Annotated in this window: 20 protein-coding genes; 11 read left to right on the top strand and 9 right to left on the bottom strand. The window is 40.0% G+C overall.

From position 1 onward, the window contains the following. The first annotated feature begins 239 nt into the window (after nt 1–239). The 4 genes from hemA (at nt 240) to ACQY3F_RS01535 (ending at nt 3,922) form a co-directional block, all read left to right on the top strand. Nucleotides 240–1,496, top strand: a complete 1,257-nt coding sequence (gene hemA / locus ACQY3F_RS01550) for a glutamyl-tRNA reductase (protein ID WP_428353172.1) — start codon at nt 240–242, stop codon at nt 1,494–1,496. Then, nucleotides 1,496–2,584 carry a peptide chain release factor 1 gene (prfA, locus tag ACQY3F_RS01545; RefSeq protein ID WP_428353171.1) on the top strand — a complete coding sequence of 363 codons (1,089 nt, stop codon included), beginning with the start codon at nt 1,496–1,498 and terminating at the stop codon, nt 2,582–2,584. The genes hemA and prfA overlap by 1 nt, the downstream gene beginning before the upstream one ends. A gap of 63 nt (nt 2,585–2,647) precedes the next feature. Beyond that, on the top strand, nt 2,648–3,493 hold the full coding sequence (prmC, locus tag ACQY3F_RS01540) for a peptide chain release factor N(5)-glutamine methyltransferase (RefSeq protein WP_428353170.1): 846 nt from the start codon (nt 2,648–2,650) through the stop codon (nt 3,491–3,493). Nucleotides 3,494–3,502: 9 nt separating this feature from the next. After that, complete coding sequence (locus ACQY3F_RS01535; protein WP_428353169.1) at nt 3,503–3,922, top strand: Mov34/MPN/PAD-1 family protein; 420 nt, start codon at nt 3,503–3,505, stop codon at nt 3,920–3,922. A 509-nt stretch (nt 3,923–4,431) separates the two neighbouring features. Here the strand turns inward: ACQY3F_RS01535 and ACQY3F_RS01530 are convergent. Continuing rightward, nucleotides 4,432–4,608 (bottom strand): hypothetical protein, encoded by a 177-nt coding sequence (locus tag ACQY3F_RS01530; RefSeq protein WP_428353168.1) that lies wholly within the window; start codon nt 4,606–4,608, stop codon nt 4,432–4,434. Between the two features lie 188 nt (nt 4,609–4,796). On the opposite strand from ACQY3F_RS01530, the gene ACQY3F_RS01525 reads away from it, so the two are divergent. Beyond that, nucleotides 4,797–5,354: an OmpA family protein gene (locus tag ACQY3F_RS01525; RefSeq protein ID WP_428353167.1), complete on the top strand. Its 558-nt coding sequence runs from the start codon at nt 4,797–4,799 to the stop codon at nt 5,352–5,354. Between the two features lie 226 nt (nt 5,355–5,580). Continuing rightward, nucleotides 5,581–7,221 carry a serine/threonine-protein kinase gene (locus ACQY3F_RS01520; protein WP_428353166.1) on the top strand — a complete coding sequence of 547 codons (1,641 nt, stop codon included), beginning with the start codon at nt 5,581–5,583 and terminating at the stop codon, nt 7,219–7,221. Between the two features lie 399 nt (nt 7,222–7,620). Here the strand turns inward: ACQY3F_RS01520 and ACQY3F_RS01515 are convergent, their stop codons facing one another. The 5 genes from ACQY3F_RS01515 to ACQY3F_RS01495 form a co-directional block, all read right to left on the bottom strand. Then, nucleotides 7,621–9,975, bottom strand: coding sequence for a caspase family protein (locus ACQY3F_RS01515; RefSeq protein WP_428353165.1), 2,355 nt, complete (start codon nt 9,973–9,975; stop codon nt 7,621–7,623). A gap of 33 nt (nt 9,976–10,008) precedes the next feature. After that, complete coding sequence (locus ACQY3F_RS01510) at nt 10,009–11,004, bottom strand: hypothetical protein (RefSeq protein WP_428353164.1); 996 nt, start codon at nt 11,002–11,004, stop codon at nt 10,009–10,011. An 80-nt stretch (nt 11,005–11,084) separates the two neighbouring features. After that, on the bottom strand, nt 11,085–11,942 hold the full coding sequence (locus ACQY3F_RS01505; protein WP_428353163.1) for a Druantia anti-phage system protein DruA: 858 nt from the start codon (nt 11,940–11,942) through the stop codon (nt 11,085–11,087). Then, on the bottom strand, nt 11,939–13,660 hold the full coding sequence (gene tnpC / locus ACQY3F_RS01500; protein WP_428353162.1) for an IS66 family transposase: 1,722 nt from the start codon (nt 13,658–13,660) through the stop codon (nt 11,939–11,941). The genes ACQY3F_RS01505 and tnpC overlap by 4 nt, the downstream gene beginning before the upstream one ends. Before the next feature lie 128 nt (nt 13,661–13,788). Next, on the bottom strand, nt 13,789–15,036 hold the full coding sequence (locus ACQY3F_RS01495; protein WP_428353161.1) for a hypothetical protein: 1,248 nt from the start codon (nt 15,034–15,036) through the stop codon (nt 13,789–13,791). A gap of 1,066 nt (nt 15,037–16,102) precedes the next feature. On the opposite strand from ACQY3F_RS01495, the gene ACQY3F_RS01490 reads away from it, so the two are divergent. The 5 genes from ACQY3F_RS01490 (at nt 16,103) to ACQY3F_RS01470 (ending at nt 21,572) form a co-directional block, all read left to right on the top strand. Then, nucleotides 16,103–18,376 carry an MSCRAMM family protein gene (locus tag ACQY3F_RS01490; protein ID WP_428353160.1) on the top strand — a complete coding sequence of 758 codons (2,274 nt, stop codon included), beginning with the start codon at nt 16,103–16,105 and terminating at the stop codon, nt 18,374–18,376. A 21-nt stretch (nt 18,377–18,397) separates the two neighbouring features. Continuing rightward, a complete protein-coding gene (locus ACQY3F_RS01485) occupies nt 18,398–19,231 on the top strand; it encodes an autotransporter domain-containing protein (protein WP_428353159.1) in 834 nt (277 codons plus the stop codon). Between the two features lie 82 nt (nt 19,232–19,313). Beyond that, nucleotides 19,314–20,366 carry a Druantia anti-phage system protein DruA gene (locus tag ACQY3F_RS01480; protein ID WP_428353158.1) on the top strand — a complete coding sequence of 351 codons (1,053 nt, stop codon included), beginning with the start codon at nt 19,314–19,316 and terminating at the stop codon, nt 20,364–20,366. Next, complete coding sequence (locus tag ACQY3F_RS01475; RefSeq protein WP_428353157.1) at nt 20,345–21,094, top strand: ISAs1 family transposase; 750 nt, start codon at nt 20,345–20,347, stop codon at nt 21,092–21,094. Before ACQY3F_RS01480 ends, ACQY3F_RS01475 begins: the two co-directional genes overlap by 22 nt. Nucleotides 21,095–21,104: 10 nt before the next feature. Beyond that, nucleotides 21,105–21,572 (top strand): hypothetical protein, encoded by a 468-nt coding sequence (locus ACQY3F_RS01470; RefSeq protein ID WP_428353156.1) that lies wholly within the window; start codon nt 21,105–21,107, stop codon nt 21,570–21,572. Between the two features lie 471 nt (nt 21,573–22,043). On the opposite strand, the gene ACQY3F_RS01465 is transcribed toward ACQY3F_RS01470, so the two are convergent. From ACQY3F_RS01465 to ACQY3F_RS01455, 3 genes are all read right to left on the bottom strand, one after another. Next, entirely contained in the window at nt 22,044–22,550 is a 507-nt protein-coding gene (locus ACQY3F_RS01465) for a hypothetical protein (RefSeq protein WP_428353155.1), read from the bottom strand. 248 nt (nt 22,551–22,798) lie between these two features. Continuing rightward, on the bottom strand, nt 22,799–24,046 hold the full coding sequence (locus tag ACQY3F_RS01460; protein WP_428353154.1) for a TIGR02270 family protein: 1,248 nt from the start codon (nt 24,044–24,046) through the stop codon (nt 22,799–22,801). Between the two features lie 161 nt (nt 24,047–24,207). After that, nucleotides 24,208–24,369, bottom strand: coding sequence for a hypothetical protein (locus ACQY3F_RS01455; RefSeq protein WP_428353153.1), 162 nt, complete (start codon nt 24,367–24,369; stop codon nt 24,208–24,210). Nucleotides 24,370–24,432: the final 63 nt, after the last annotated feature.

Genomic DNA, 24,432 nt, shown 5'->3' with positions numbered 1-24,432 from the left:
ATTGATACGACTTGAGCTACCATACAAGCAATACCAGTACCATAATAAACTGCATATTACGCTATAGACTAGAAGATTAGAATTTACGACATAGGCAGTTTGGCAATGTTTTGCTTTAGATAACAGCATAAAAAACATATTGATTTCTGATTCCATTTGGCTAAACTGTTAAAATTCCTTAAAATACACTGTTACACGTGATATAAGCAACTCTTAACTATAATCTTACTCGCCCTTTAATGACACTCCTTGCACTAGGCATCAACTATACTACAGCGCCCGTCTCTGTCCGTGAGCGTCTGGCGTTCCCGGCAGAAATATTATGTGATGCAGTAACAGACCTATGGCAACAGCAGCATGTCTCCGAAGCTGCCATTCTATCCACCTGCAATCGCACCGAAATATACTGCACTACTCAAGATCAAGATATTAATCCAGTTATCAACTGGATTTCGCAAAATCGTCAGCTAAAACATGCCGAATTCCAACCTTATTTATATGCACATACTGACAATGCCCTGATCCGGCATATTTTTCGTGTCGCTAGCGGTCTGGAATCTATGATTCTTGGCGAACCCCAGATTCTGGGACAAATGAAAACAGCCTATCAGACTGCAAACCAGGCGGGTACATTAGGCAAAGATCTGGGCAAACTTTTTCAACATACTTTCTCGACTGCCAAAAAAGTACGCACCGACACCGCGATAGGCTCCAGCTCAGTTTCCGTGGCCTTCGCAGCCGTACAACTGAGCAAGCAAATATTCGACAATTTAAACCAGCAGACGGCCGTGCTTATCGGTGCCGGAGAAACGATAGAGCTGACTGCGCGACATCTACACCAGAACGGTATCGGCCGTATTATTATTGCCAACCGCACCTATGACAAAGCACATACACTCGCCAGCCAGTTTAATGGTTATGCTATTGCGCTTTCAGAACTGCCCCTACATATTGCAGAGGCGGATATTATTGTTTCCTCTACCGCCAGTCAGTTACCTATTTTAGGTAAAGGACTGGTTGAAAGTGCTATAAAAAAACGCAAACATAAACCTATCTTCATGGTTGATCTGGCAGTACCAAGAGATATCGAGCCAGAAGTAGCAACCCTGAATGATGTCTTTTTATATACCGTTGATGACCTACAAAATATCATCAATGAAAACCTAAATTCACGCCGCCAGGCCGCCGAACAGGCCGAGGAAATTATCGACACCAATGTCGAACATTTTCTGGCATGGATGAAAGCGCAAACAGTACAGTCAACCATTGTTGATTATCGTCAACAGGCCTCGCAACTACAACAAGAAAGCCTGCAAAAAGCACTCGCTTCGCTGAAAAATGGCGGCTCACCCGAAGAGATTATGCGCCAGCTAGCACATACCCTTACCAATAAACTAACCCACACGCCCTGCACTCAGCTAAGAAAAGCAAGTGAAAATGAACGTCACGACCTCATTGCCGCAGCCCGGGAAATATTCAAACTACAAGACCAGTAATGAAAGCCTCAATACAAATCAAGTTAGAAAACCTGTTAGATCGTTTCGATGAAATTGCAGCTTTATTATCACAACCCGAAGTGCAAGCTGATCAAAATAAATTTCGCGCTTTAAGTCAGGAATACGCGCAAATCACACCTCTGGTTGACTGCTATAAAAAACACATAGAAAGCGAAGAAACTATCAGTAGCGCTCAGGAAATGCTTGATGAAGACGATGCTGAAATCCGTGATATGGCAAAAGAGGAAATAGCCGGAGCAAAGCAAGATCAAGCAAATATTGAAAACGAATTACAAATTCTATTATTACCTCAAGACCCTAACGATAACCGCAATATCTACATGGAAATTCGCGCTGGAACCGGCGGGGATGAAGCGGCAATCTTTTCCGGCGATTTAGCCCGCATGTACATGCGCTACGCGGAAAATAAAGGCTGGAATATCGAAACAACCAGTGAAACTCGTGGCGAACATGGTGGATTCCGAGAAATCATCCTGCGCATTGCCGGGCAAGATGTTTATTCCCAACTCAAGTTTGAAGCAGGCGTACATCGAGTGCAACGTGTTCCAGAAACGGAATCTCAGGGACGTGTACACACCTCAGCCTGCACTGTTGCGATTATGCCTGAAGCTCAAGAAATCGATAATATCGATATCAACCCCAGTGACTTACGCGTAGATACCTTCCGCGCTTCAGGCTCCGGCGGACAGCACGTGAATAAAACCGACTCCGCTGTTCGCTTAACTCACCTGCCGACAGGCACGGTAGTAGAATGTCAGGATCAACGTTCACAACACAAAAATAAAGCCCGCGCTATGGCTGTCCTGCAATCTCGCTTATTATCCGCCGAACAGGAAAAGCAGCACGCAGAAAATTCAGAAAACAGAAAACTACAAGTCGGTAGCGGCGACCGTTCCGAACGTATCCGTACCTATAACTACCCGCAAGGGCGCTTGACTGATCATCGTATCAATCTAACCCTCTATAAACTGGATGAAATCATGCAGGGTGGCCTTGACCACGTAGTTGAGCCACTGATCAACGAACACCAGGCTGAATTGCTGACTCAGCTAGGTGAGGAAAACTAATCCAGCTACAGGAGCGGCCTTTAGCAAAGCAATAAGAACCATAACCAGGAAGCATTCAGCAGGATGAATGATATTCAATCAATACTAACAAGCTCAGCTCTCACCTTGCAGAACATCTCTGACTCAGCTGAATTAGATGTAGAAGTATTACTGTGTCATGTCCTGAAAAAAGATCGTAGTTACCTACGTACCTGGCCTGAAAAAGCACTAGACAAAATCCAGATAGATCAATTTACATCTTTACTAAAGCAGCGTCAGCTTGGCCAGCCTATTGCTTATATTACCGGGACTCGCGAATTTTGGTCGCGGGATTTTCATGTTGACCCGAGCGTCTTAATTCCCCGCCCCGATACCGAAACATTGATCGAGCTCTGCCTGCAACTTATAGAGCATAAACCCGATGCCAGGCTAATTGACCTGGGCACAGGTTCAGGCATTATTGCGATTACCCTGGCTGCTGAATGCCCACGGCTCAAAGTAACCGCTGTCGATAGTAGTCTAGAAGCGCTGCATATAGCCCGGAAAAACGCCCTGCTTAACCAGACTCAGGAAATAAGATTTTTACACAGCAACTGGTTTGAGCAAGTTGCAAATGAATCGTTCGATTTTATAGTCAGCAACCCCCCTTATATAGCGCCGGATGACCCACATTTACAACAGGGGGATGTTGTCTTTGAACCTGATTGTGCGTTAATTGCCGATCAACAGGGCCTGACTGATATTATGCATATCAGTCAACAAAGCCAGCGCTATCTTAAGCCAGGCGGCTACCTTGTCCTGGAGCATGGCTATAATCAAAAACAAAGCGTACACGATATACTACAACAGCATCAATACCAGAACATACATTGCCTGCAAGACTTATCGGGGCAACCACGTATAAGCTACGCACAACGGTTAACCCAATGACAACCCCATATGACAGATAAAACAAAAGAGATTGCAATTCCAAGGAAGATCGTCCAGAAACTGTTACACCATGCCCAACAAACTCCGAAACTAGAGGTGTGTGGACTTATCAGCAGTCGGAATAATATACCGTTCCGCAGTTACCCCATTGAAAATACCGCAGCCCAGCCTGAAGGTTTTTTTAATCTGGATGCAAGTCAACAAATTCAGGCAATGGCACAAATGCGCGAGAACAATGAGCAACTTTTTGCTATTTACCACTCACATCCGACAGCTCCAGCCATACCGTCCAGCACAGATATAGCACAAGCAACCTACCCTGAAGCGCTGGCTATCATCATTACCCTTAAGACCAAAGGTGTGCTGGAATTGCGTGCTTATCAGATAGCCGATAGCCAGTTTATAGAAGTCCCCTTGTGTTTGGACTAAAGCGAGTACCAAACTCAGATGTTCCTTTAAGCTGCTGCCCCTACGCTTTTTATCTATCTGCACCAAATTAATCTTAATAAAATTCGACTGATTTTTTTGCTCTACTCTTTGCTACTTTTCGCAAGCTGCCATTTTCATGCCTCGCCATGGGGTGTGATTTAAAGTGAAGTAAATATGAATTGCATTATTGTAGAGCGGGCTTCAGTCCGCTATATTTCAGCATGAATTGCGGACTAAAGTCCGCTCTACAACTTTGCTTGTTACGATTACTTCACTTTTAATCACACCCCGCGCCATGTACCCATTGGACAGGCATTTAGAAACGAGAGTATTATAGAAATGCCTGAATCAAAGGTAGAGCGTGGTTATAAACAGTGCCGCTCGGACCCACTTGATGCATGACTAACACCATCTATCTACTGAAATGGGACAAATCTGGCATGCTATCCCTATCCCTATCCCGTTAATTAAGCAGCAATACGGTTGGTAAATTATGAAATATATTATAGCTATTGATCAGGCTCAGGAAATTCACGACTTGAAAGACTAAATTCTTCGATACGTATTAGTTCCAGAGTTGTCACTAATTCTTGCTGTTTTTGAGTTAGCGCACCTAACTCCTCTGATAACCAAGGAAAAAACGTATCTTGAATATTTAACCAGGATTGTGCTAATCTGTTATGCAACTTACTCATTTATTGATATTTTTAGATTGTTTTGTCACTTCCTATTTTATCATTTATGAGTAAGTTTTTAATTTTTAGCTTTTCAAGCTAGAAATTCATTCGCTTTAATGAGTTTTGCAAGATGTTCTTAAGCTTACTTAAACTCCCAAAAGAAGCTACAATCTCATTGTAATTAAGGAGAATTTATTATGAAGAAACCAATAACAAAACTTGCCACAATAATTTGTCTAGGCTTTTTTATTGTCCCTACATTATTGGCAAAAGAAGTAAAAATATATACCGAAGGTAACGTGCCCAGTGCTGAAGAAATGGCCAACATTCTATTAGGTTCTACCTCTGAAGCATATAATAAAAATAAAAATAAAACACGATCCATTACTTTTGGGAGTACTGAGAAATACAAACCTGTATCCATTGGTCTACCAATTTTATTCGATTACAATTCAAGTGTTTTAAAAACCACATCACTAACGTATCTAAAACAACTAGGTACAATGCTTAACCTGGAAAAGATGACTAATGAAAACATTATGATTGTTGGCCACTCTGATTCTACAGGACATGAAAACTATAATTTAGAACTATCAAAAAGACGGTCACAAGCTGTTAAGGAATTTTTAGTATCAAACTATCAAATCGACCCTGCCCGCATTGAAACAACCGGCAAAGGTGAGTCTGACACATTACAAGGAAAGCCCGGCGATTCTCCAGTCAACAGACGCGTAGAATTTTATCGTATTCAATAGTGCACGACAAGGTCGAACAACCTGGACACTCTTTCGACTTTTAAAACAGAAGTGGTGATTAATAGTTTGAAAAGCGCAACTTACTATCCCATTACACTTACCCCTATTTAAAATGTTTAAAATGGATAAAAAGTTTGTACTGTATTGAACAATTCAATTTTAATTTCTTCTAGATATTTACCAACCCCTTCTCTCTGTTCGTTTATTCGTTCATTGTTAAAACGCTATGGCATCAAAAAATCAACCCACAACTATAAAATCAGGTTCTACAGCTAATCAAAACGTACAAGACCAAGGAACTATTTTAATTAGCAATACTAATATTATTGACCAGTCCTCTACGTATAATAAACCTGAAGATATTACAATAAAGCCTGGCACAACACTCAATAACCGCTTCGATATTCTTGAAGTTATTGGCTCAGGGGGGATGGGTACAGTTTATAAAGCACTTGATAAAAGAGACATCGAAGTAGGAAACAGCTATTTTATTGCAATAAAAGTACTTAATAATGAATTTAAAAATAGCCCACCTCTTTTAAAAGCACTTTACGAAGAAACAAAAAAAACACAATCATTATCACACCCAAACATCGTTAAAGTTTATGATTTTGATCGCGATTCCAATATAGTCTATATGACAATGGAATGGATAGAAGGAGCCCCACTAAACCAAATCATTAAACGAAACCCTTCAGGGATTAAACTATCAGAAGCTATTGATATCATTACCCAAATAGGTAAAGCCTTATCCTATGCCCATAGCAAACATATTATTCATTTAGACCTAAAACCCGGTAATATTTATTTCAACCGAAATAAATATATAAAAATTTTAGACTTCGGTATCGCTCAAAAACTTAACTCATCCCTGGCTGATAATGATGAACCATACGCCGCCATGGCCTTAACCCCAAGCTATGCAAGTATAGAACTTCTTAATGACGAACTTCCAAGCCCCAGTGACGACATATACGCATTTGCCTGTGTTTGTTATGAACTATTGACTGGGAATCATCCCTATAATAGGGAAAAATCAGATATTGCGTTTAAAAAACACTTAGTTCCAAAAAAAGTAAAATCATTGAATAATCAGCAATGGAAAGCATTAAAAAAAGCATTAGCACTACAAAAAAAAAATAGAACGGAGTCAATTGAAAAGTTTCTACTAGAATTTAATGCTAAAAAATCAAATCTTAAATATATTACTTGGGGCGGACTCGTTGCATTCCTTATACCCTTCACTTATTACCAGTTTCTAGCTGACTCAAAAAAAACAATTGCTACGCAACAAAAGACAAAAGAAAAAATCAGTTCCTTTACTGCCCCTGCCAAACCCAATGTCCAAGCAAATAAGCTTGATGCAACCCCAAACAAAAACAATGGTCTTGCCACACTTCCCAAACAAGAATTAAAGAATGAAACTGACTCATCAAATAACGAATCTACTTCAAGCACCAGTTCTACTAAAAAAATTCTAGCAACAGAACAAGGAAAAATTAAAGTATGGACAGATAAAAAAAATTATAAAATTGGTGGTACCCTCACAATTAGTTTTGATGTTGACAGAACATTGTATGTCCAAATATTTATTGTTAATTCTGTGGGGGAAGTCACGGCCTTATTCCCCAACCCCTACCAACTAAACAACCTATTAAAACCCAACCAAATCTATCAAATACCACCTAAAAATGCTGAATTTTCGTTAGACATATCAGGACCAAAAGGAAAAGATAAAATTTTTGCTTTGGCGAGCTCAAAGCCATTTCCAACTAAAACACTTGCTATAGATAAATCTGGAGAGCCTATAAAAACCGAGTTGACAGAGTCATATATACAGTTCCAGACCACCTACCGTATTTACTAAACTCTCTATCAATCTATTCCCCCCTATATTTTGGATGATTGTCGAAAAAGAAAACACCTGATTCAGAGCAACTGATCTTATAAAAATAAGCTTGATAACAAACTGTACTGTAATCTCTGCACAGCTTAATCTCAAGCCTCTTATCGCACTGCTCTGATTGTAAACCACGAAAGTCACGAAGGGGTAAGGCTTTTCTTCGTGTTCTTCGTGGTAGTTATTCTTTAGTTTTCTGATTATGTGCTACTCTCAGCCATACTAAAATAAAACTTAAGCATCAGTATGTTGCAAAACCCGTCATTCCCGAAGTCTTTTATCAGGAACTTGTGCTTAAGCTACAAGATTCCTGATAGACGTATGGTTGATACTTATAGGTAATCAGTTTTAGTTTTGATTAAAAAGCTAATTTATTTTTCGTAACAATTCGAAGTCGGCTCCAATAACAAATGCCGCTGGTTCTTGAGAAGCACCTATATATTTTTTTGAGAAAACCGGTATTGTTTTTACTGCATACTCAGCAATCTCGTGAGCACTAATCTTTTTATTTATAGGCTGTATATCAGCCTGCCCATCCATACCTTTAGTCACCACGTAAGTAAACAAACCATGCCCCAATTCAGAAAGTTCTGCCGCTTCCTGATCATATCTTGCAGCTGTTAAGACAACGACACCTACTGATTTACTTAAGTCACGACTAAAATGTCTTTGAGTATCCTGTAAGTCACGAAACGCCTCAAGCCCTGCTGCAGAAAAACAAGAATCAATTATCACAAACACTTTCTGAGCTTTATTTTTAGCTAAGACATCCTTGAATTCCTGGGCAGAAATACCCATTTTTGTATATTCATGCTTATTTTTTTTCAGCGTGGTTTCATAAGGCAAAAAATACCATTTTCTATCAATCGCAATACCATGGCCAGCGGCATATACAACCAAAACATCATCCTGAGAATATTCTTTTAAATCCCCCAGGTAGTTCAAAATATTTGCTTTTGTAGCCTGCCTATCATACAAACCCTGATGCTCAACTTTGCCGTATTTCTTTAATTTTTTATCTGAAATTATTTTAGCAATAGCACTCGCATCAGCCACACTATAATCCAAATTTAATCGAGGATCGCTATATTCATTTATCCCAACTGAGACTACATGAATCGTTGGTAAAATTGTTTCTCCAGATACTACATTAACACCAAATTCCTTCGACACACCTTCAACTCCCATTGAGTTAATAGCAACTGCTTGAAATATATTCATACCCCTGGAAAGTTCAACTTTAAAATCCATTTCCTTGATTACACCATGCTCACCCTTTGTTTTTTTTGTAGCCAGCTTCCCCATTTGATTTTTTTTACCATTATGAAAAAGGTAAATTTCTTCAAGCCCTCCTCCCATACCCTGTCCAATAACATGTAACATAACTGGCTCACTTCCACTACTTTGCCTATTATTCAACACTGGCTCAATAATATTAACCAACGGGGAAGCAGTTATACCTGCACGCACATTCGAGGGGTCCGGGTTTATAAATTGTCGTCCGATCAAATGGCTTGCTAATAATCCTGGCTCATAATATCTTTTTGAAAAACTGTCTAATGGTATTTCTGTATCTTTCACCTGCCAGGATATATTAACCATCCCTTTCTCAGAGCTATCAAAGCGACCAATTTTATCAATAACCGTCCATCCTTCTGTTGTCGCGATTAATTGTAAAAACTCATCTCCTGAGGTTACATTCCAAAATAGCACTTCTCCTTTATTACCAGCTGTCGCTATAGTTCGACCATCATTGACTAATACCAACTGAAAAATACTTTTACCTTTGATGTTTAGAGTTTTACTATTTTTCAGTTCCAAATCAGTCACAACAAGCTTACCATTTTGATTAAGGTAAGCGATTGTTCCATCAGCGGAAATATCCATTAGCATTATGTCATTATCTCCTAGGGTAATTTCAGTCCCCTTCCTGCCTTTACTAATATCCCAGGCAATAATGTTTCCACTCTCATATCCAACCATTAATTCATTCTGAGCGTGAGTGAACCCAAAAAAGAGAATTTTACTTCCTTCATTTTCCAGTTTATAGAGCTTGTTTCCTGTTTTTAAGTCCCCCACTTCTATCCAGTCATTAGAAGAAAAAAAAGATTCTTGTCTTATTAATGAGATCCACCAACCACTGCTTTCATCCGTAATTATTTTTTTAAGTTCTCCTTTTGACTGATCTTGACTCCATATTTTCTTTTTTGAATATATCTCAAATAAAGCTAAACCTGTGTCACTAGCCAACAAAACTTTGCTTCCACCATCAGTCAAAAAAAGGTCATTCACATTTTCTTTTTTATTAAGGAGTAGCTCACTCTTTTTTGTAGCAGTTAGAACATCATATCCAATAATATTAGATTCATGGAGTAAATAAAACACCCCATTTTTTTCATCCAGAACAGTTGCCAATACCTTTGTATCATTGATAATATCAGGTCTCTGTACTCCGTACTCCAGATCCCATACCCGAGCCGAATCATCTTCAAGTAACAAAGTAAGATATTGTCCTGTACTAGAAACTTGCATCTGATTAACCTTTCCAGATGAATTTTTTATTATTAATTGAGGAACCATTCTCTCAAAAAGGTTTTTTGATATTGCCTGACTAACTGTTCTTGATACCTGTCGATTCACCATACCGAAATCGGCAAAAACACTTTGTCCAACCCCCGTTAGCAACAAAATAAGGATCACCCTAGTTCTATTAATAAACATAATATCCCCTTTATTTTTTATTTTTCAATAAACTTATAGATGGCATCTTAACAAAAAACACTGAGAAACCGGAATTGAAACCCCTGTACAAGAGCGATTTTTCAAGATATTTTTTCCTAGCAATAAAGAGCTAATAAGAAGAAAATATGCTAGGACAACTGTAAAAATAGAACTATTGATTAATAATATCAAGTATTTTTGACCATTCCTTTTCCCAGCAACACACATGCCCTTTTCCAGGAAATTCAAAATACCTTGCGTTTTTTGGCTCTGTGCATACTTTTTAATAATAAATGCAGGCACAACCTTATCATCCCCTCCAGCAAAATGAATTTGCTGGATATCGGCATACAAAACAGCTTCTTCAGCAGGGTTTAATGAATTCTTTAGTGTTTTATAACCATGAAATTCACTCCAGGCTCTTATATCTAAATTTGCTGCAATAGTCACAACTTTTGTTGTTATGTTAATTTTATTAGCCATTAAAATGGCTAGCACACCTCCGCCACTATAACCAATAAAAACAAGTTCCTTATATTTATTTTTTTCTAACCAGGTGTTTAAAACATAAGCCATACTAGTTACCACTTCACTGGAGTACCGATGAGATGCCCAATACTTATTTTCGCAATTAGAGCCTTGATTCAACCCATAATAGCAAGGCCTCCCCAAAAGTAATGAGGGTGTTTTGTCTAAATGCATCAAACGTAAAATTAACGAATTCCGGGCTGTTGGATCCTTTGCAATCCATTTACTCCTAACCCATGGAGTTCCATCACCATCCAGGTATACATGTAGCGTTGTTGAGCTAGTTTTTACCGACACAAGTTGATTAAAATATATTCGGTGCACAAACATATCCGAATTTATTTCCATGCTATCAAAACCATACTGCAAAGCTTTACTGGCAAATTTATTCGATGGACTCACGCATGAAACAAGCGACACGATAATAAAAAAATAGCGATATTTGGGCATTTTTCTTTTTCCGGTTGACACTGCACACATTAGCCAAAGCTGATTTTCCATAGGTTTTCCATACGGAGCTTAGAATCAAAGGTTTACTGCATACTACTCGTAAATATTCGACCAACACATACTACCTAGAATCAGCGAGTTAGGTGGCTTCTAAACTGACGACACAGCGGATAAAGCCATAAGTCTTTGATGGGTACGCTTTGTTTACCAGCAGGTCCCAACTTGCCGCGCCCTTTGGTTTTACCTACGTAGATCCAGTTGGCGGCTTTGTAACAAGTCCCTGCAAATCGCTCGGTATCAACAAAAGTTTCCAGTAACACCGGACGGATGCCATAACGCTCTTCCCATTGTGTAGGAAGGCGACGAGCTATCATGGATAAAATAGTGGAAGCAAGATTTTTGGATTTCACCCAGGGCATAATCAGAAAACGGGCATTGTTCACGACTAACGGCAGGTTTTTTTGCCGCTGTTCGTGGCTCCAGCCAATAAACTGATCACGTGGTGCCGTTTGCCAGGCGGCCGCACTAAAACCGAGCGCTGCAATAATTTGCTCGTCGAGGATGACGAAGTAGCGAAGCTGTGCGCCGGGTAGCGGCTTGTGCCCCAGGTAGTGGTAGCGATGTATGTACTCATTCCATAGTCGTGAATGATCACGGGTGATGACTGGACAAAGCTGGATGGCCGCAAGTTCATGAACAGGCCGGAGGATCGCTGGTTGCGGGTCCGTCTGTTCAGTAAAGTTGAGTTTCTGTCGCGGGGGTGGTTTGCGCCGTGGTGGCGGCAGAGCGATAAGTCCATCTTCTGCCATGCGCAGCATGGCAACACGGCATGACATATCCTTGAGCCCCCCATCAGGCTTGTACCAATCAAGCATCCTGCAGGTCAGGCGCGAAAGTTCGGCACGCGTGCGCCCAGCATCCTCGGCAATCAATTTCCGCATCTGTTCCAGTTCCTGCTCGCTAAAGTTTCGCCCACAATACCGTGTCATGGTGATTGGGGCTGTTCTGACTCGAGTGGAGTCGCAGTCAGTTCAGGCAAGGGTTTGCTCAACTGCTGTTTGCGCGACTCGCTCATCATCCAGGGAATAAACGGGCGGATGTCTGAGGGAGGCTGCCCACCATTATTCGCACAGGCATCTAGATAGTCGTGAAGCCAGTGATGTGGGTTCAATCCCCATAACAGGATTGTCTGAAACAGTGAAAACATCATGGCTGCCAGTCTGGCACTCCATTGACTCCCTGAACCATAATAATTTTTACGCCCCATACCGGGATTACGCATGCGCTGCTCAGCAGTATTGTTGTCCATGGGTACCTGGGGATTGAGTACGAATACCATCAATCCTTTCCAGTGGTTATTCAGGCTGTTTAGGATCTTGCATTGAATGCGCTCTAGGTTTTTGTTCTCTTTCTCCGCTTCCAGTAAATGCGCGTAGCGCTCTTTCATCTTTTGGCTTGCCTGTGCAAGGGCTTGATGGTGTTGCTTGAAGTCTTGATTCTGGGTTTCCAGGCTTTTTGTTTCGTCCCACTCTTTCAGGCGTTGCTTGTTAAGATGATAGAGTTCGGCAATGAGTTCGACCCAATCAAGCATCCATGCTTCAAGTTTCGGATAGCTTCTGGCGGCATCCAGAAAGTCACGGCGGACATGTGCCCAGCAGAAAGCCAGTATGATCTGTGGAATTTCCCGTGCCAGCCGAATGTAACCTTTATAACGATCACAGACCACAATGACCTGTTCCAGGTGTTTATCCAGTCCGGAAAAATACTTGATGGGTATATCACCACTACGGCTAGGTGCAAGTATGTAATAGACTACCGAACGGGACTGAGTGACCCACAACCACCAGCGGTAGCCCGTTTTTCCCTCTATGATTTCAAACACTTTCCAGCCGGTTTCATCATTATGGAATAGATCTTCGGTGAGTTGTTTTTTAACCAGTTCATTGACGAGCGGTTCGAATAGCGGAGCTATCTTCTGTAATCCACCCGTGAGTGTGCCAGGGGCAATGCATAGACCTCGATGTGTGTAATCTGTACACAAATTATTGAGTGCTCGTGAGAACAGAAACTTGTTAAGCAGAACTTCTCTCCATACCGAGATGCCAATACCACTTTTGGGGATAAGACGTGGTGCAGGAGGAGCCGTAATCAATCCGGTGACTCCCTCGCATTGACAGCCCTGAACAGTCATCTTTCGTTTGACACGACGAATATAGCTGTTAACCTTTATTTCAACAATATTTGAATCCTCTGTCTGTGACAGAAGCTTGTAGGGTTTTGTACAAACTAGGCACAACGTGTTTTCAGCAGCAATATCATGCTCTTCTTCAATAATCGGCAAATCAGGACGGGGAGTGCGCCCGTGTCCCTTGCTACCTTTTTGCTGGCCACGAGGCCGAGGTGTATCAGTATAATTATGTCTTCCAGAACTATTTCTCTTGGCAACGCCTTTTTCAGTTTTTTTGCCAAATAGGCGTTGTTTCAAGTCTCGAATGCGTGCCTGTGCAGATTCAAGCTCTAGCTTAAGATCTTCATTTTTCTGTTTGACCTGGTGATACTGTCCTTTCCAATAGTTTGCATCCCATTTAAGCTGTATATACTCTGCTTGTGTCAGTTCAATGACAATTTGAGCAAAGGGAGACTTTGTGATTTCTCCTGTCTCTATGCGTTGCGGACACGCTGCTGAATGTTGGGAGGCACTTTCCATGAACACCTTTATACAGGGTTTTGGATGATGTGTCCCGTACTCTTTTTATTTATTGCTGTATAGATGGGTTAGTCGAATAAGTTTTTTCCAATTAACAAATGAGTCTGAACAGAGCCTTTAGTCCACCCCTAAAAGCAGGCTTTTTTCTGTTCATTTATTTGTTTAAATAATCGCTTTTTAGCAAGGTTCATTTTGTCAGCTGCTTGATTGTCACTTACCTTGTAAGCCTCGTTATCAAGCATCTTAAAAGTTAGCGTATCTTTTAGGTAATCTTCACTCCGATCCAGTGATTTCAACTTTTCATAAGGCGTCATCATTTTATCATAGTGATATTGTTTTCTTTCTTTTCCCTTTTCATCGGTAAGGGTCGTTGGGAAATAGCAAGGACGATGATAGTTAATAAAGGGAATGAGGTGCTCTCTATTAAAAACATTAAGTTCATCAGCCCAATGCTGCTCTATATGACTATAACCAAAGATTTTACGCACGACTGAGGCATTTTTACTTCCCGCTAATGCATTATCATTGCTGTGCCTTGACCGTGACTTAGTGTGCTCAATATTGAGCTTGTTAAGCAGTTCAGCCACTTTGTGATTGATGTATTCGGAGCCATTATCCGCATGAAAACCCCTCATATTAAAGGGAAAAGTTTCAAGCATTTCGGTCAAAATGGGTAGCAAAAATTGTTCACTAATCCGCTCGCAAGATAAGACGACTTCATATTGAGTTACTTCATCGACGGCATTAATATGGTACACGCCTTTTATACCATCCTGATCGCCCTGATGTACCGTATCTATACGGATATAGCCAGGCTTACCTTCTGCTTTTGGTTTACGTCTTTCGCCAATGGCAACCTTCCTAGACTTGGTTTTATCAAAGGTTCTTCGTTGCTTCTGATAGCCCGCAGAGTGCCGTAAATTATAGAGATGTGAGACTGAAATATTGGCAATATTTTGATAGTCATCTTCATTAAAAATGCAGTAGGCTCGTTCACAAAGCTTTTTAATAACGGCGCCGCTTGGTGTGTCATATCGCTCATCCATTTCTGCTAATAACGCGACATCGGTTGCGCCGTATTTCTGTTTGAATCCTGGGGGCTTATGTACTTTATTGAGCTGCACAACACCTGTCTTTAGGTATTGGTTAATCAGTCGTGTTAGTTGCTGCCGAGAATAATCGGTTACTTGCAGTAAAAACCGAATCACAACCCCTTTTTGCCGTTTAGTGATGGCTCGGTAGTGAAACTGTTTTAAGGTAGATTGAATAAAGGCATAGCGCTCTTCCTTTTTACCTGGCAGGCTAAAGGCAACCGCTTGTGACCCCTCCAAAAATGATTGTAATTCTTCCGTATTTTTTAGTGCTTTAAGATTCATGATGGCTTTCATTCCTTCATCATGAACAGATTATCTGGTTTTGTCAGTTTAGACTCATTCTATATTAGAATACGAGGTTACTTTCAGACTCATTTCGTATTGGAGAAGGCTGAATATTTACTACTACTCAATACTATAGTAGCCTAGTTATTTTTGCACGTTACCTAGGATCAAACCATGCCTATCCGGATGTTGCACACAAAACATCCTATGTCATTGTTAATATGTATACTTTGTCTTAAATATTTATTTTTTCATATCACTTATAAACTCATTAATATCAATTATCTATACTCTGACTTATGCAGTTTACTCATCCAATAAAAATAAAAGCGCTTTATGTGTGTTGATTCTATTAGAAACTTGAGGGTTTCTTAAAACCATGAGTGTCTTTCTATCTACTTGTATTCATTACGATTTAAAGACACAGGATGAACTAACTGCACAATCAGAATCTATACCTGTTTTTGTTAAAATGTATGCGCTAACCGGATTGGCATGGGTAAAACTACCTGCCACGCGGAAAAGTACTTGATAACATAATATTGCAAGAACTGAGTAATATTATGCTAGGTTAGCCAAGCTCAACAGCAACCCTCGCATTTTGACCAAAACTGCTACCTTGTTCATCAGTCAATTTCTGACTTTATTAAACTGGACTAACAGTTCTAAATATAGAGGACTACGGTAGCCGTAAATACCGAAAAAACCAATATTTTCATGTTCGTCCTTGGTTATCTGGCCATACGCTATTTAACACTATAATACATTGAAAAATACTATATTTTTTTATCATAGATAACTTTATTATTGGCTTATTACTATGAAATATTAAATATATAACATTAAATATATATACACAAACACCTGACCATGTTAGTTTAAAAATCAGAATTTTATTTACATCATCTATATTTGAAATATAGAAAAGTTTCTTAAATCAAGGAAGTTGACTCAGTAGTGTATTCAGTCGCTCTTAATTGACACTAAATGAACAAAGCCGATTGAGCTTATTAATACTCTAGATTTTAAACATGAAATAGTGCTTTAAAGGAAAGAATCGACCATGAAAAAAATTATATCCTTGTTGTTTTTTTTAGTGCTAATCAACTCAATTGTATTTGCTGAAAGTTTTCAACAAGGCAGTAGCAACCATTCGCATACCTATCCAAGTACACACCAAATAACACCACGATATATTTTTAATCCCGTTATAGCTTCTTTTGATAGCTTTATTATTACCCCCCAGCAGGTGAAAGCAGGACAAAGCATCAATTTCCAATTGATGCTTGTTGGTAGAGATAATCTTGAAGTTGACATATTTTACGAGGAAGAATTATTAACCCGGCTAACCAATGAAGGACAAGGACTCTATTCTGGCAATTATCTTGTTCCCGTAGTGCCCCCTGGCCCTTATACTGACTTTCGAGCTATAGCAAGTAATGACGAAGGGGAAGTTGAGTTATTTACTGTCACACTGCCCGGCGTACAAGTCCTCCCTATTCCGATGCTATCTGTGCTCCTGGCCCCGACCGAAGTCATAATCGGAGAGTCTCTGCTATTTACTGCTGAGATTACGGGCTTTGACGTAACAAACGTAGAAACGTTTTATCTTGCCAATGACATGCGTATTCCTTTAGCTAATCTTACAAAACAAATGGATAACTCTGTTGACACCCAGGTATTTCAGGGTGAATTCTTGATACCCAGTGGTGTGCCGGCAGGTCAATATGATCAGTTTTTTGCAGAAGCAACTGATGTTAATAATGAGAAACTGCAAACACCATTCACTCAGACAGTTACTCTCAACACAGACTGCGCAACAGTGAATGTTAATGTGATTGATAATACCTCAAAAGAACCATTGCTCGGTGCGACCATTTCAGTTGCTGGAAAAAAGGACATAACCGACTCTTCTGGTCAGGCATCTATAACACAACTTATCGATAATACCGAACAAACGCTGTTGGTTACAGCTCCGGGGTTTTTACCACCAGAACCTAAGCTTATTCAGTTAAACTGCCTGGCAGAGGTTAATGAAACAGTTGCTCTGGACCCAACAATTACAGACTGTGCACAATTAGACGTAACTGTTGTTGATAATTCAGAGTTGGCACTTCCCATACCAGATGCGTTAATAACGGTTGCATCGCAAACCAGCATCACAGATGAAGAAGGAAAAGCTACATTTACGAGGCTTATTGAAGGCCCGCAAACCATTAATGTTAGTGCCGATGAATTTTTTCCAGCACTTCCAAAGAACATAGAGTTGAGTTGTGATGCTGTAACTAGCGAATTAATTAGTTTAACATCTAAAAAATGTGCAACTGCACAAGTCCGAGTAGTTAATGATTCCGGAGAAGGTATTCCTGGCGCTGAAGTATCCATTTCATCAATAACAGGCTTTACAGATACTGAAGGCCTAGTAGTCTTGGAAAATATACTGGAAGGACCTGGCACCATAAAAGTAACGGCTTCCGGTTTTGGCTCAAATAATAAATCAATAGAACTACTTTGTGACACTCCAGCTTCGGAAAGCTTTATTTTAGATATTTGTGCCGAAGTAGATGTAATCGTATCTGGCAGCGATGAAACGCGACTATCTGGTGCAGAAGTCAATATCGGTAATTTTTTTCAAATAACCGGTGAAAACGGGACTGCAACATTTACACAATTAAATCCTGGTATCCATGCTTTCGAAGTCTCAAAACCGGGTATTGAAACAGCCATAGGCACATTCCCTCTTCAAGAATGTCGATCAAGCCCTGACGAAATATTCACACCGCTTAACGTTATTCTCGACACAAACTGTGCAACTGCACAAGTCAGGGTAGTTAATGATTCCGGGGAAGGTATTTCTGGTGCTGAAGTATCCATTGGCTCAATAATAGGGTTTACCGACATTAACGGCTTTGCAACCTTGAATAATATTCTGGAAGGACCACACACCGTAAGCGCAATTGCTTCCGGCTTTGGAAACTCAATCGGTGGCGACCCACAAGTTGAGTTAACTTGCAGCAATGAGAATTTTATTCCAAATATTATTCTGGATATTTGTGCAGAGATTAATGTATTTGTCTTTTCTAATGATATAGAAGGCAACCAAATCTCTCAAATCGGAGCAACGGTTAATATCGATAACAAAACTTTTTCCGCAGAGACCAATGATAGTGGAATCGCAACATTCACAAAATTAGACCAAGGTATCCATGCTTACGAAGTCTTACAGAATGCTTTTGAAATAAGCGAAGGTACATTCCCCATTCAGAATTGTCGAACTAGTCCCAATGAAGTTGTCCCGCAAATTGAAGTTGAATTATTACCTATTATCATCGATTAATTTACTTGAGGTTAACTGATTATGAATAAGAAAAACATAATAATAGCTACCTTAATGTTGACCTTTCTCAATTGGGCCCCATTCATATGGGCTGATAGCTGCAATAGTAAAGCAGAATACTTTACTGCTGTCGAACCGTTCAACATAGACATGAGTCAAGCTGAAGGTAGCTCTTTTTCGTCAGCTTTGTGCGGACAAGATGTCAGTGTTACATCGATTTCTGGTGAGCCAATCAATATCGCATCTATTGCAACCTTAATTCGTCCTGACGGCAGTGTGGTTTATGCAGAAGATGTGACGATCAAAGTGGGTGATAAAGAGGTATTCGCTGGTAATGATTTTACCGAAGAAGATCTGGATCGATTATTACTTGAACTAGGCGCGGAAGTTGAATCTGAAGCAACTATCGCACAAGTCCAGCAAGTCAACCGCCAAACTTACAATACCATTTCCACGCGTTTGATGAATGTCATGAGTAGAAGTTTTATTGTGCAAACAGACACGGAAAGCACCAATAAGATGGCAGCCTCGGCTGATAACATCACGAGCGCGGATAACGACCTAGCAATCTGGTCAGAAGTGTCCTATGCCAAGATCAAGGATGATAATCAATCGATCCAGTTCAGTACCGATCTCGTTCAAGTCGTCAGCGGCCTGGATAAACGCTTTGGCAATCTAATTATTGGTTCAGCACTAACTTATTCACATGCCGATAATCAGCAAACCAATCGAGATTACTCTTCTAACAATGTTGGTATCACCCCCTATATCGCTTATAAAGTGACCGATTATATGTTCCTTTCTGGTCTGTTGGGTTATAACTCACGGCTAATTTGTTCTAGCTATAAAGGGTAAGCATGGTAATGAGTTACACCCCAAGATGGACAAACCCATGAAAAGCATGTATAGTTTCTATCCAGTTTCTTGAGATAAAACGATGCAACTCAACCAAATATCAGTCAGGCCCATTTTAAAGCAAGAAGAACCAAAATATCAGGATTTGATGGAGGCCCAGCATTACTTAGGTGCTATTCCAAAAATTGGTGAAACCCTTTGGTATGTGGCCTATTCTGAAACAGAATGGATTGCACTGATCAGCTTTTCGGCCGCCGCATTAAAGTGTGCGGCTCGTGATAGCTGGATAGGATGGAGTTATCGCCACCAAACGGGCCGCTTAAAACTGATTGCCAACAACAGCCGTTTTTTGATATTACCGACGAGGCATGATAAAAACCTAGGATCACGCCTCCTTTCACTGTGCCTTAAACGCTTATCCAATGATTGGGTTGAAAAGTATGGACACCCTATTTTGTTGGTCGAGACCTTTGTCGATCCAAAGCGATTTCATGGAGGTGTTTATCGAGCCAGTAACTGGCAGGCTATTGGTTACACGAAAGGGTTTCGCAGGGTAACAGACGGTTACTCTGCTCAAACAGAGCACAAAAAGCTGATTTTCGTTAAGCCACTTCATCGTCGAGCACAATCTGTTTTATCTCACACTATATTAAGTCATCATTTTTTATTAGGTGAGGTAAAAATGAAAATAACGCGTCATCAAATGCGTTCATTACCGGATTTCTTCAAGGAAATTAATGATCCCCGTAGAGCCCAAGGGCGACGCCATAGAATACAGACTGTTCTGGGAATAGCCGCTGGAGCTGTGTTATGCGGCATGAGGAGCTATGAATCTATTTTTGACTGGGCTGAAAGCTTATCTCAAAAGTCCAGAGCGCATTTTCGTTGCCGTTATGATAAAGGCCGTTATGTGATTCCAAGCCTAAGCATTTTTAGAAATATCTTAGTAAGAGTAGACCCGAATGAACTTGACGCAGCCTTTAATGCCTGGAACAAAGCCTATGCCCAGGATGACAACTCACTCGCAATAGATGGCAAAGTCATGTGTAATGCGATTGATGAATCAGGGTGCCAAACACAAATAATGAGTGCTGTTGGGCATACCACAGGAATTTGCTACGCCCAAAAAAAGTAGGTACTTTGCCTGTTGGAGATGGGTCGGATGAAGTTAAGCAAACCAATGAAATAACATTTGCTCCGAAATTATTAGATACACTACCGATTGAAAATAAAGATATCACCAGCGATGCTTTGCACACCCAGACTGAATTCGCGCGTTATTTAGTAGAACAACGAAAAGCGCATTATTATTTTAGTGTCAAAGGAAACCAGCCGACACTGCTTGATGATATTACCACCTACTTTTCAAATGATAGCCGTTTGGCAGATTATGAAGACAAAGTGTCTGTCGGGCACGGACGAATTGAGATTCGTAGAATCTGGGTCACATCGGAATTAAGTGAGTATGTATTATTCCCTCATGTTGCCCAGGTTTATCGCATAGAACGAGAAATAACGGACAAGAAAAGTGGAAAAACATCACTTGCGACCGCTTACGGTGTGACCAGCAGAACAAAAAAAGACGCAGATCCGAAAACCATCTTATATAAAGTTCGAGGTCACTGGTCTATTGAAGTCAGTCATTATATTATTGACTGGGTTTTTGATGAAGATCGCTCAACAATTCGTACCGGTTATGGCCCTGAGAACATGACCCGTCTTAGGCGCTTTGCTATCGGATTAATAAAATCAAAAGTTGAGAAAGGGATTTCAAAGAAAATGAGGCAACTCAATAAGAATACCAGAGCTGTTTTAGACTATTTGAAAATTACAAAAAATACCAGGAGGCCTTGTGCCGCATAAGGTTTAGAATATGAACAAATTAACCCTGGGTTATAACTATACTGCTCTTGACAGCCGCACCGCAGCGCCTGATTCCCACCTTCATGAATTCACCGTGGAAGGCGATATCAATGCCTATAAGGCTATTAGTGATTTTGTGTTCAAAGGCCGAGCGGGCGTACGTTATACTTATGGCGATATCAGCCAGGATAATGGAAGGGACGGATCATCAGATAGCATTTCAGCAATCGCTGACGTGCAAATTGATTATCTGATTAATGACCAGGCTATCTTTTATATTGGTAGTCAATATGAATATCTACACCTTAGTGCAAACAATATCAACTCAGGATATGATGATGGCGTATTTTATTTCAGATCTGGGCTGGATTTCGCAATTAACAACAAACTTTCCATTGGTGCACTTATTGAAACCGACCTCAGCGACTATAAAAGAGATTTAATTAAAGCGGGTATTAATTTCAGATTAGCATTATAAGAACCTTGATTAAAACTAAAATGGTAACTACTCAGGCATGCTGAGTAGTTACAGCAAAATAAACACTGTAGGATGGGCAAAGGGCTTCATCCGTGCCCATCAACGAAAACATGATGGGTACGTCGTACCTCCTTTGCCCATCCTACAAAACGCTTGTTCTATCATGATGTCTTTTATCAAATACCTGTTTCTCTCGTGCTTGGCTGGAAATATACAATCTATTTTTTTAACTACTCAGATACGCTGAGTAGTTACCTAAAATGTATCTAATGTCATAGCTATAGTACGCCACAAAAAAGGAAAATACTTTAATTGCAGTTTGAATGGCGGGGGTAAATTTACAGGCTGAAAGTATTAATATCAATTGACAATAATTTCCCCTAATAAACCAAAGTAACCATTCAGCCCCTCCTATTAACTACCTCCCTGGACAAAGGGGGAGGGCTGAAGTCTTGCACTCAAACTACTATGTTACTCATTATTTAATACTTCAAAATAAACATCTTTATCAGCACTTTTTTTCCTGGAATCCTTGATTTCTATAGTAATATTATGTTCTCCAACAGGTAGCTGTACATTTTCTGCTATTATTCCAGAATGTGATATTTGAGCATGCCGCCTAATTCTGTCCGTAATATCCAGCTTTAACCATCCATATAATACTTTCAGGCTATCGATCTGAATGACAGCATCATCAGACGCTTTAAAATTAATTTCAATTCGGATAGGCGAATATAGTCCTGAAGTTACCGTCGGAGAATTTATGGTAATCAGAGGACTGTCCTCATCAGAACTAAAAAGAGCTCTTGTTTTAAATTTCATTCTTTTTCGAGACTCACCCTTTTGACCTAACTGCATCTGGTACTCCTCTTCAGAGACAAGCATAAAAGGTTCACCTGCCATCAAAACAGAAGAAATACTAAGTCCTGATAAGACAATCAAAACCTTAGCAAAAAAAATGATTTTTTGTGATTTCACTAGTACCTCCACATATCATAAAAATGATACTATTTTTGAAAACTAACAAATTATGTCATTAATGACAACTAAGCTCTATCGTTTCTGTATCAACGTTCAGCAGAAAAAGGTACAAATCCTCGAAGTAATACACATCGAACAATACCTTTGCCGTTATTGCAGGCTAACAATTGGAGATTATGAGCAACATACCTATCTTATTAGTCAATGGATTTCTCTTCCAATGATAATCACTAAACTATTCATCATCACAATAGCGCTTTTTGTTGCTTACCATTCCCACAGGTTTCAAATAACACTTGTTCAGGTTGCATTAATGCCAAAATAACAGTTGCCACATAACGTAACCTTTGAGTACCATTTTTCAATACCCATGTGCACTGCTCTATATTCGCTGGTTTTCCATATAAATAACGAACATCAGATTTAAAACTATTTTTATTGTCCTGCCACCACTTCAGCACTATAACCGGGTCAGGGTATGGCAAGTCTTCATCGGCATCCATTTCTACCGACTCATCATCAGGATGTTCAGTTGGACCGTACTCAACGCCTCCTTCTGATTCCATATCCTGATAAGCCAGATCAACGCCACAAAGATGACTAAATGCCTCCCCTGCAACTTTAGCATGCTCAGCTACCTGCATTTGCTGAATTAACCAGGGAATATAAACAGGATCCCCTGAAATACCCGATCCAATAATAGCCATACGTAATGTTTCCTTATTATCAGTCAAAACTTTTAAAGTTTTCTTAACTGATTGAGTATCAAGGGCAGGTAAAGCCACTTGCATTGCTGGTAAACAAAACCCTGAATTAGCTTCAATTTCCAAAAGCAATGTTCTTAATGCATCTCCACGATCACCCACAAGTACTGCCGACCAAGCCGCCCAGAAGCGTATCTGCTCATTTTCATGATTAAGTTGCTCCAGCAAAGCAGTTTTTAAATCCACTCGCCCCAACTCTCCAACCGCTTTCAAAGACCTAGCCCTTAAAGAGAGATTTTCATCAAAAATAGCTTGCTCAAGAAATTTGGCAGGATCAACCCGGTGTATTGCACAAGCAGAAATACCCACCTGTCGCCAAAAAGGGTTTGATGATATCAATAAGCCGTTAACTTTGCCTTGCAGATTATATTTTTCAACCCAGCCAAAAGCAGAAATAAGCCCATTAACAGTCTCAGGAGCTTGTTCAACAATGTCATAAACCAGATTAATTCGTTCTTCAGATTGTCCTTCCATTGCTAAAATCGCTGCCGCAAAAACTTCCCCCGACTCTTTTATCTGCAAGTTTTCCCTACACACTTGCCAGCCATAATCCCCAGAAATTCTTAGACCATCAAGATGAGCATCAATACGATCATCCAGTTTTGCCAAGTCATCTAGGCCATAGTGAGGCGCACTTACCGCATTATTTCTGAGCAACCAAAGAAAAGCAGCCTCTTCAGCATGCTGGTCAATAATATGAGGAATTACCGCTTTAGCTGGGTCAAACATACTTTACTCCACTACCTGTTATCTAAAATAGATACGAAACTAAATACTTTAAATCTCATGGTTGGAGTAAAAAAGCTTTAGCTTTTTCCAATGCCGGCAATAGCTAAAGTTATGGTACTCCTACAAATTACCCTGAAATTTAAAGAAGATACACTTCTTAGCTATACCAGCAAACCTACCAATATAAACACAGCTACAATAATAGACCAGATTTTTGCTTGCAATGACCATTGTTTATCATTCTTATAGAAATTACGGACAATAAAAAAAGCAAAAATGACTACAATAAAGAGAAATATGCTAGACGTTTGCAGCTCTTCCATATAAGTACCTGTACATAATCATTTTAACATTTGTTCCTTTAAGATTTCTCGTGGATGGGTGAG

This window comes from Methyloprofundus sp., assembly GCF_965251085.1.
GTDB lineage: Bacteria > Pseudomonadota > Gammaproteobacteria > Methylococcales > Methylomonadaceae > Methyloprofundus.
This window is presented reverse-complemented; position numbering and strand designations above follow the sequence as displayed.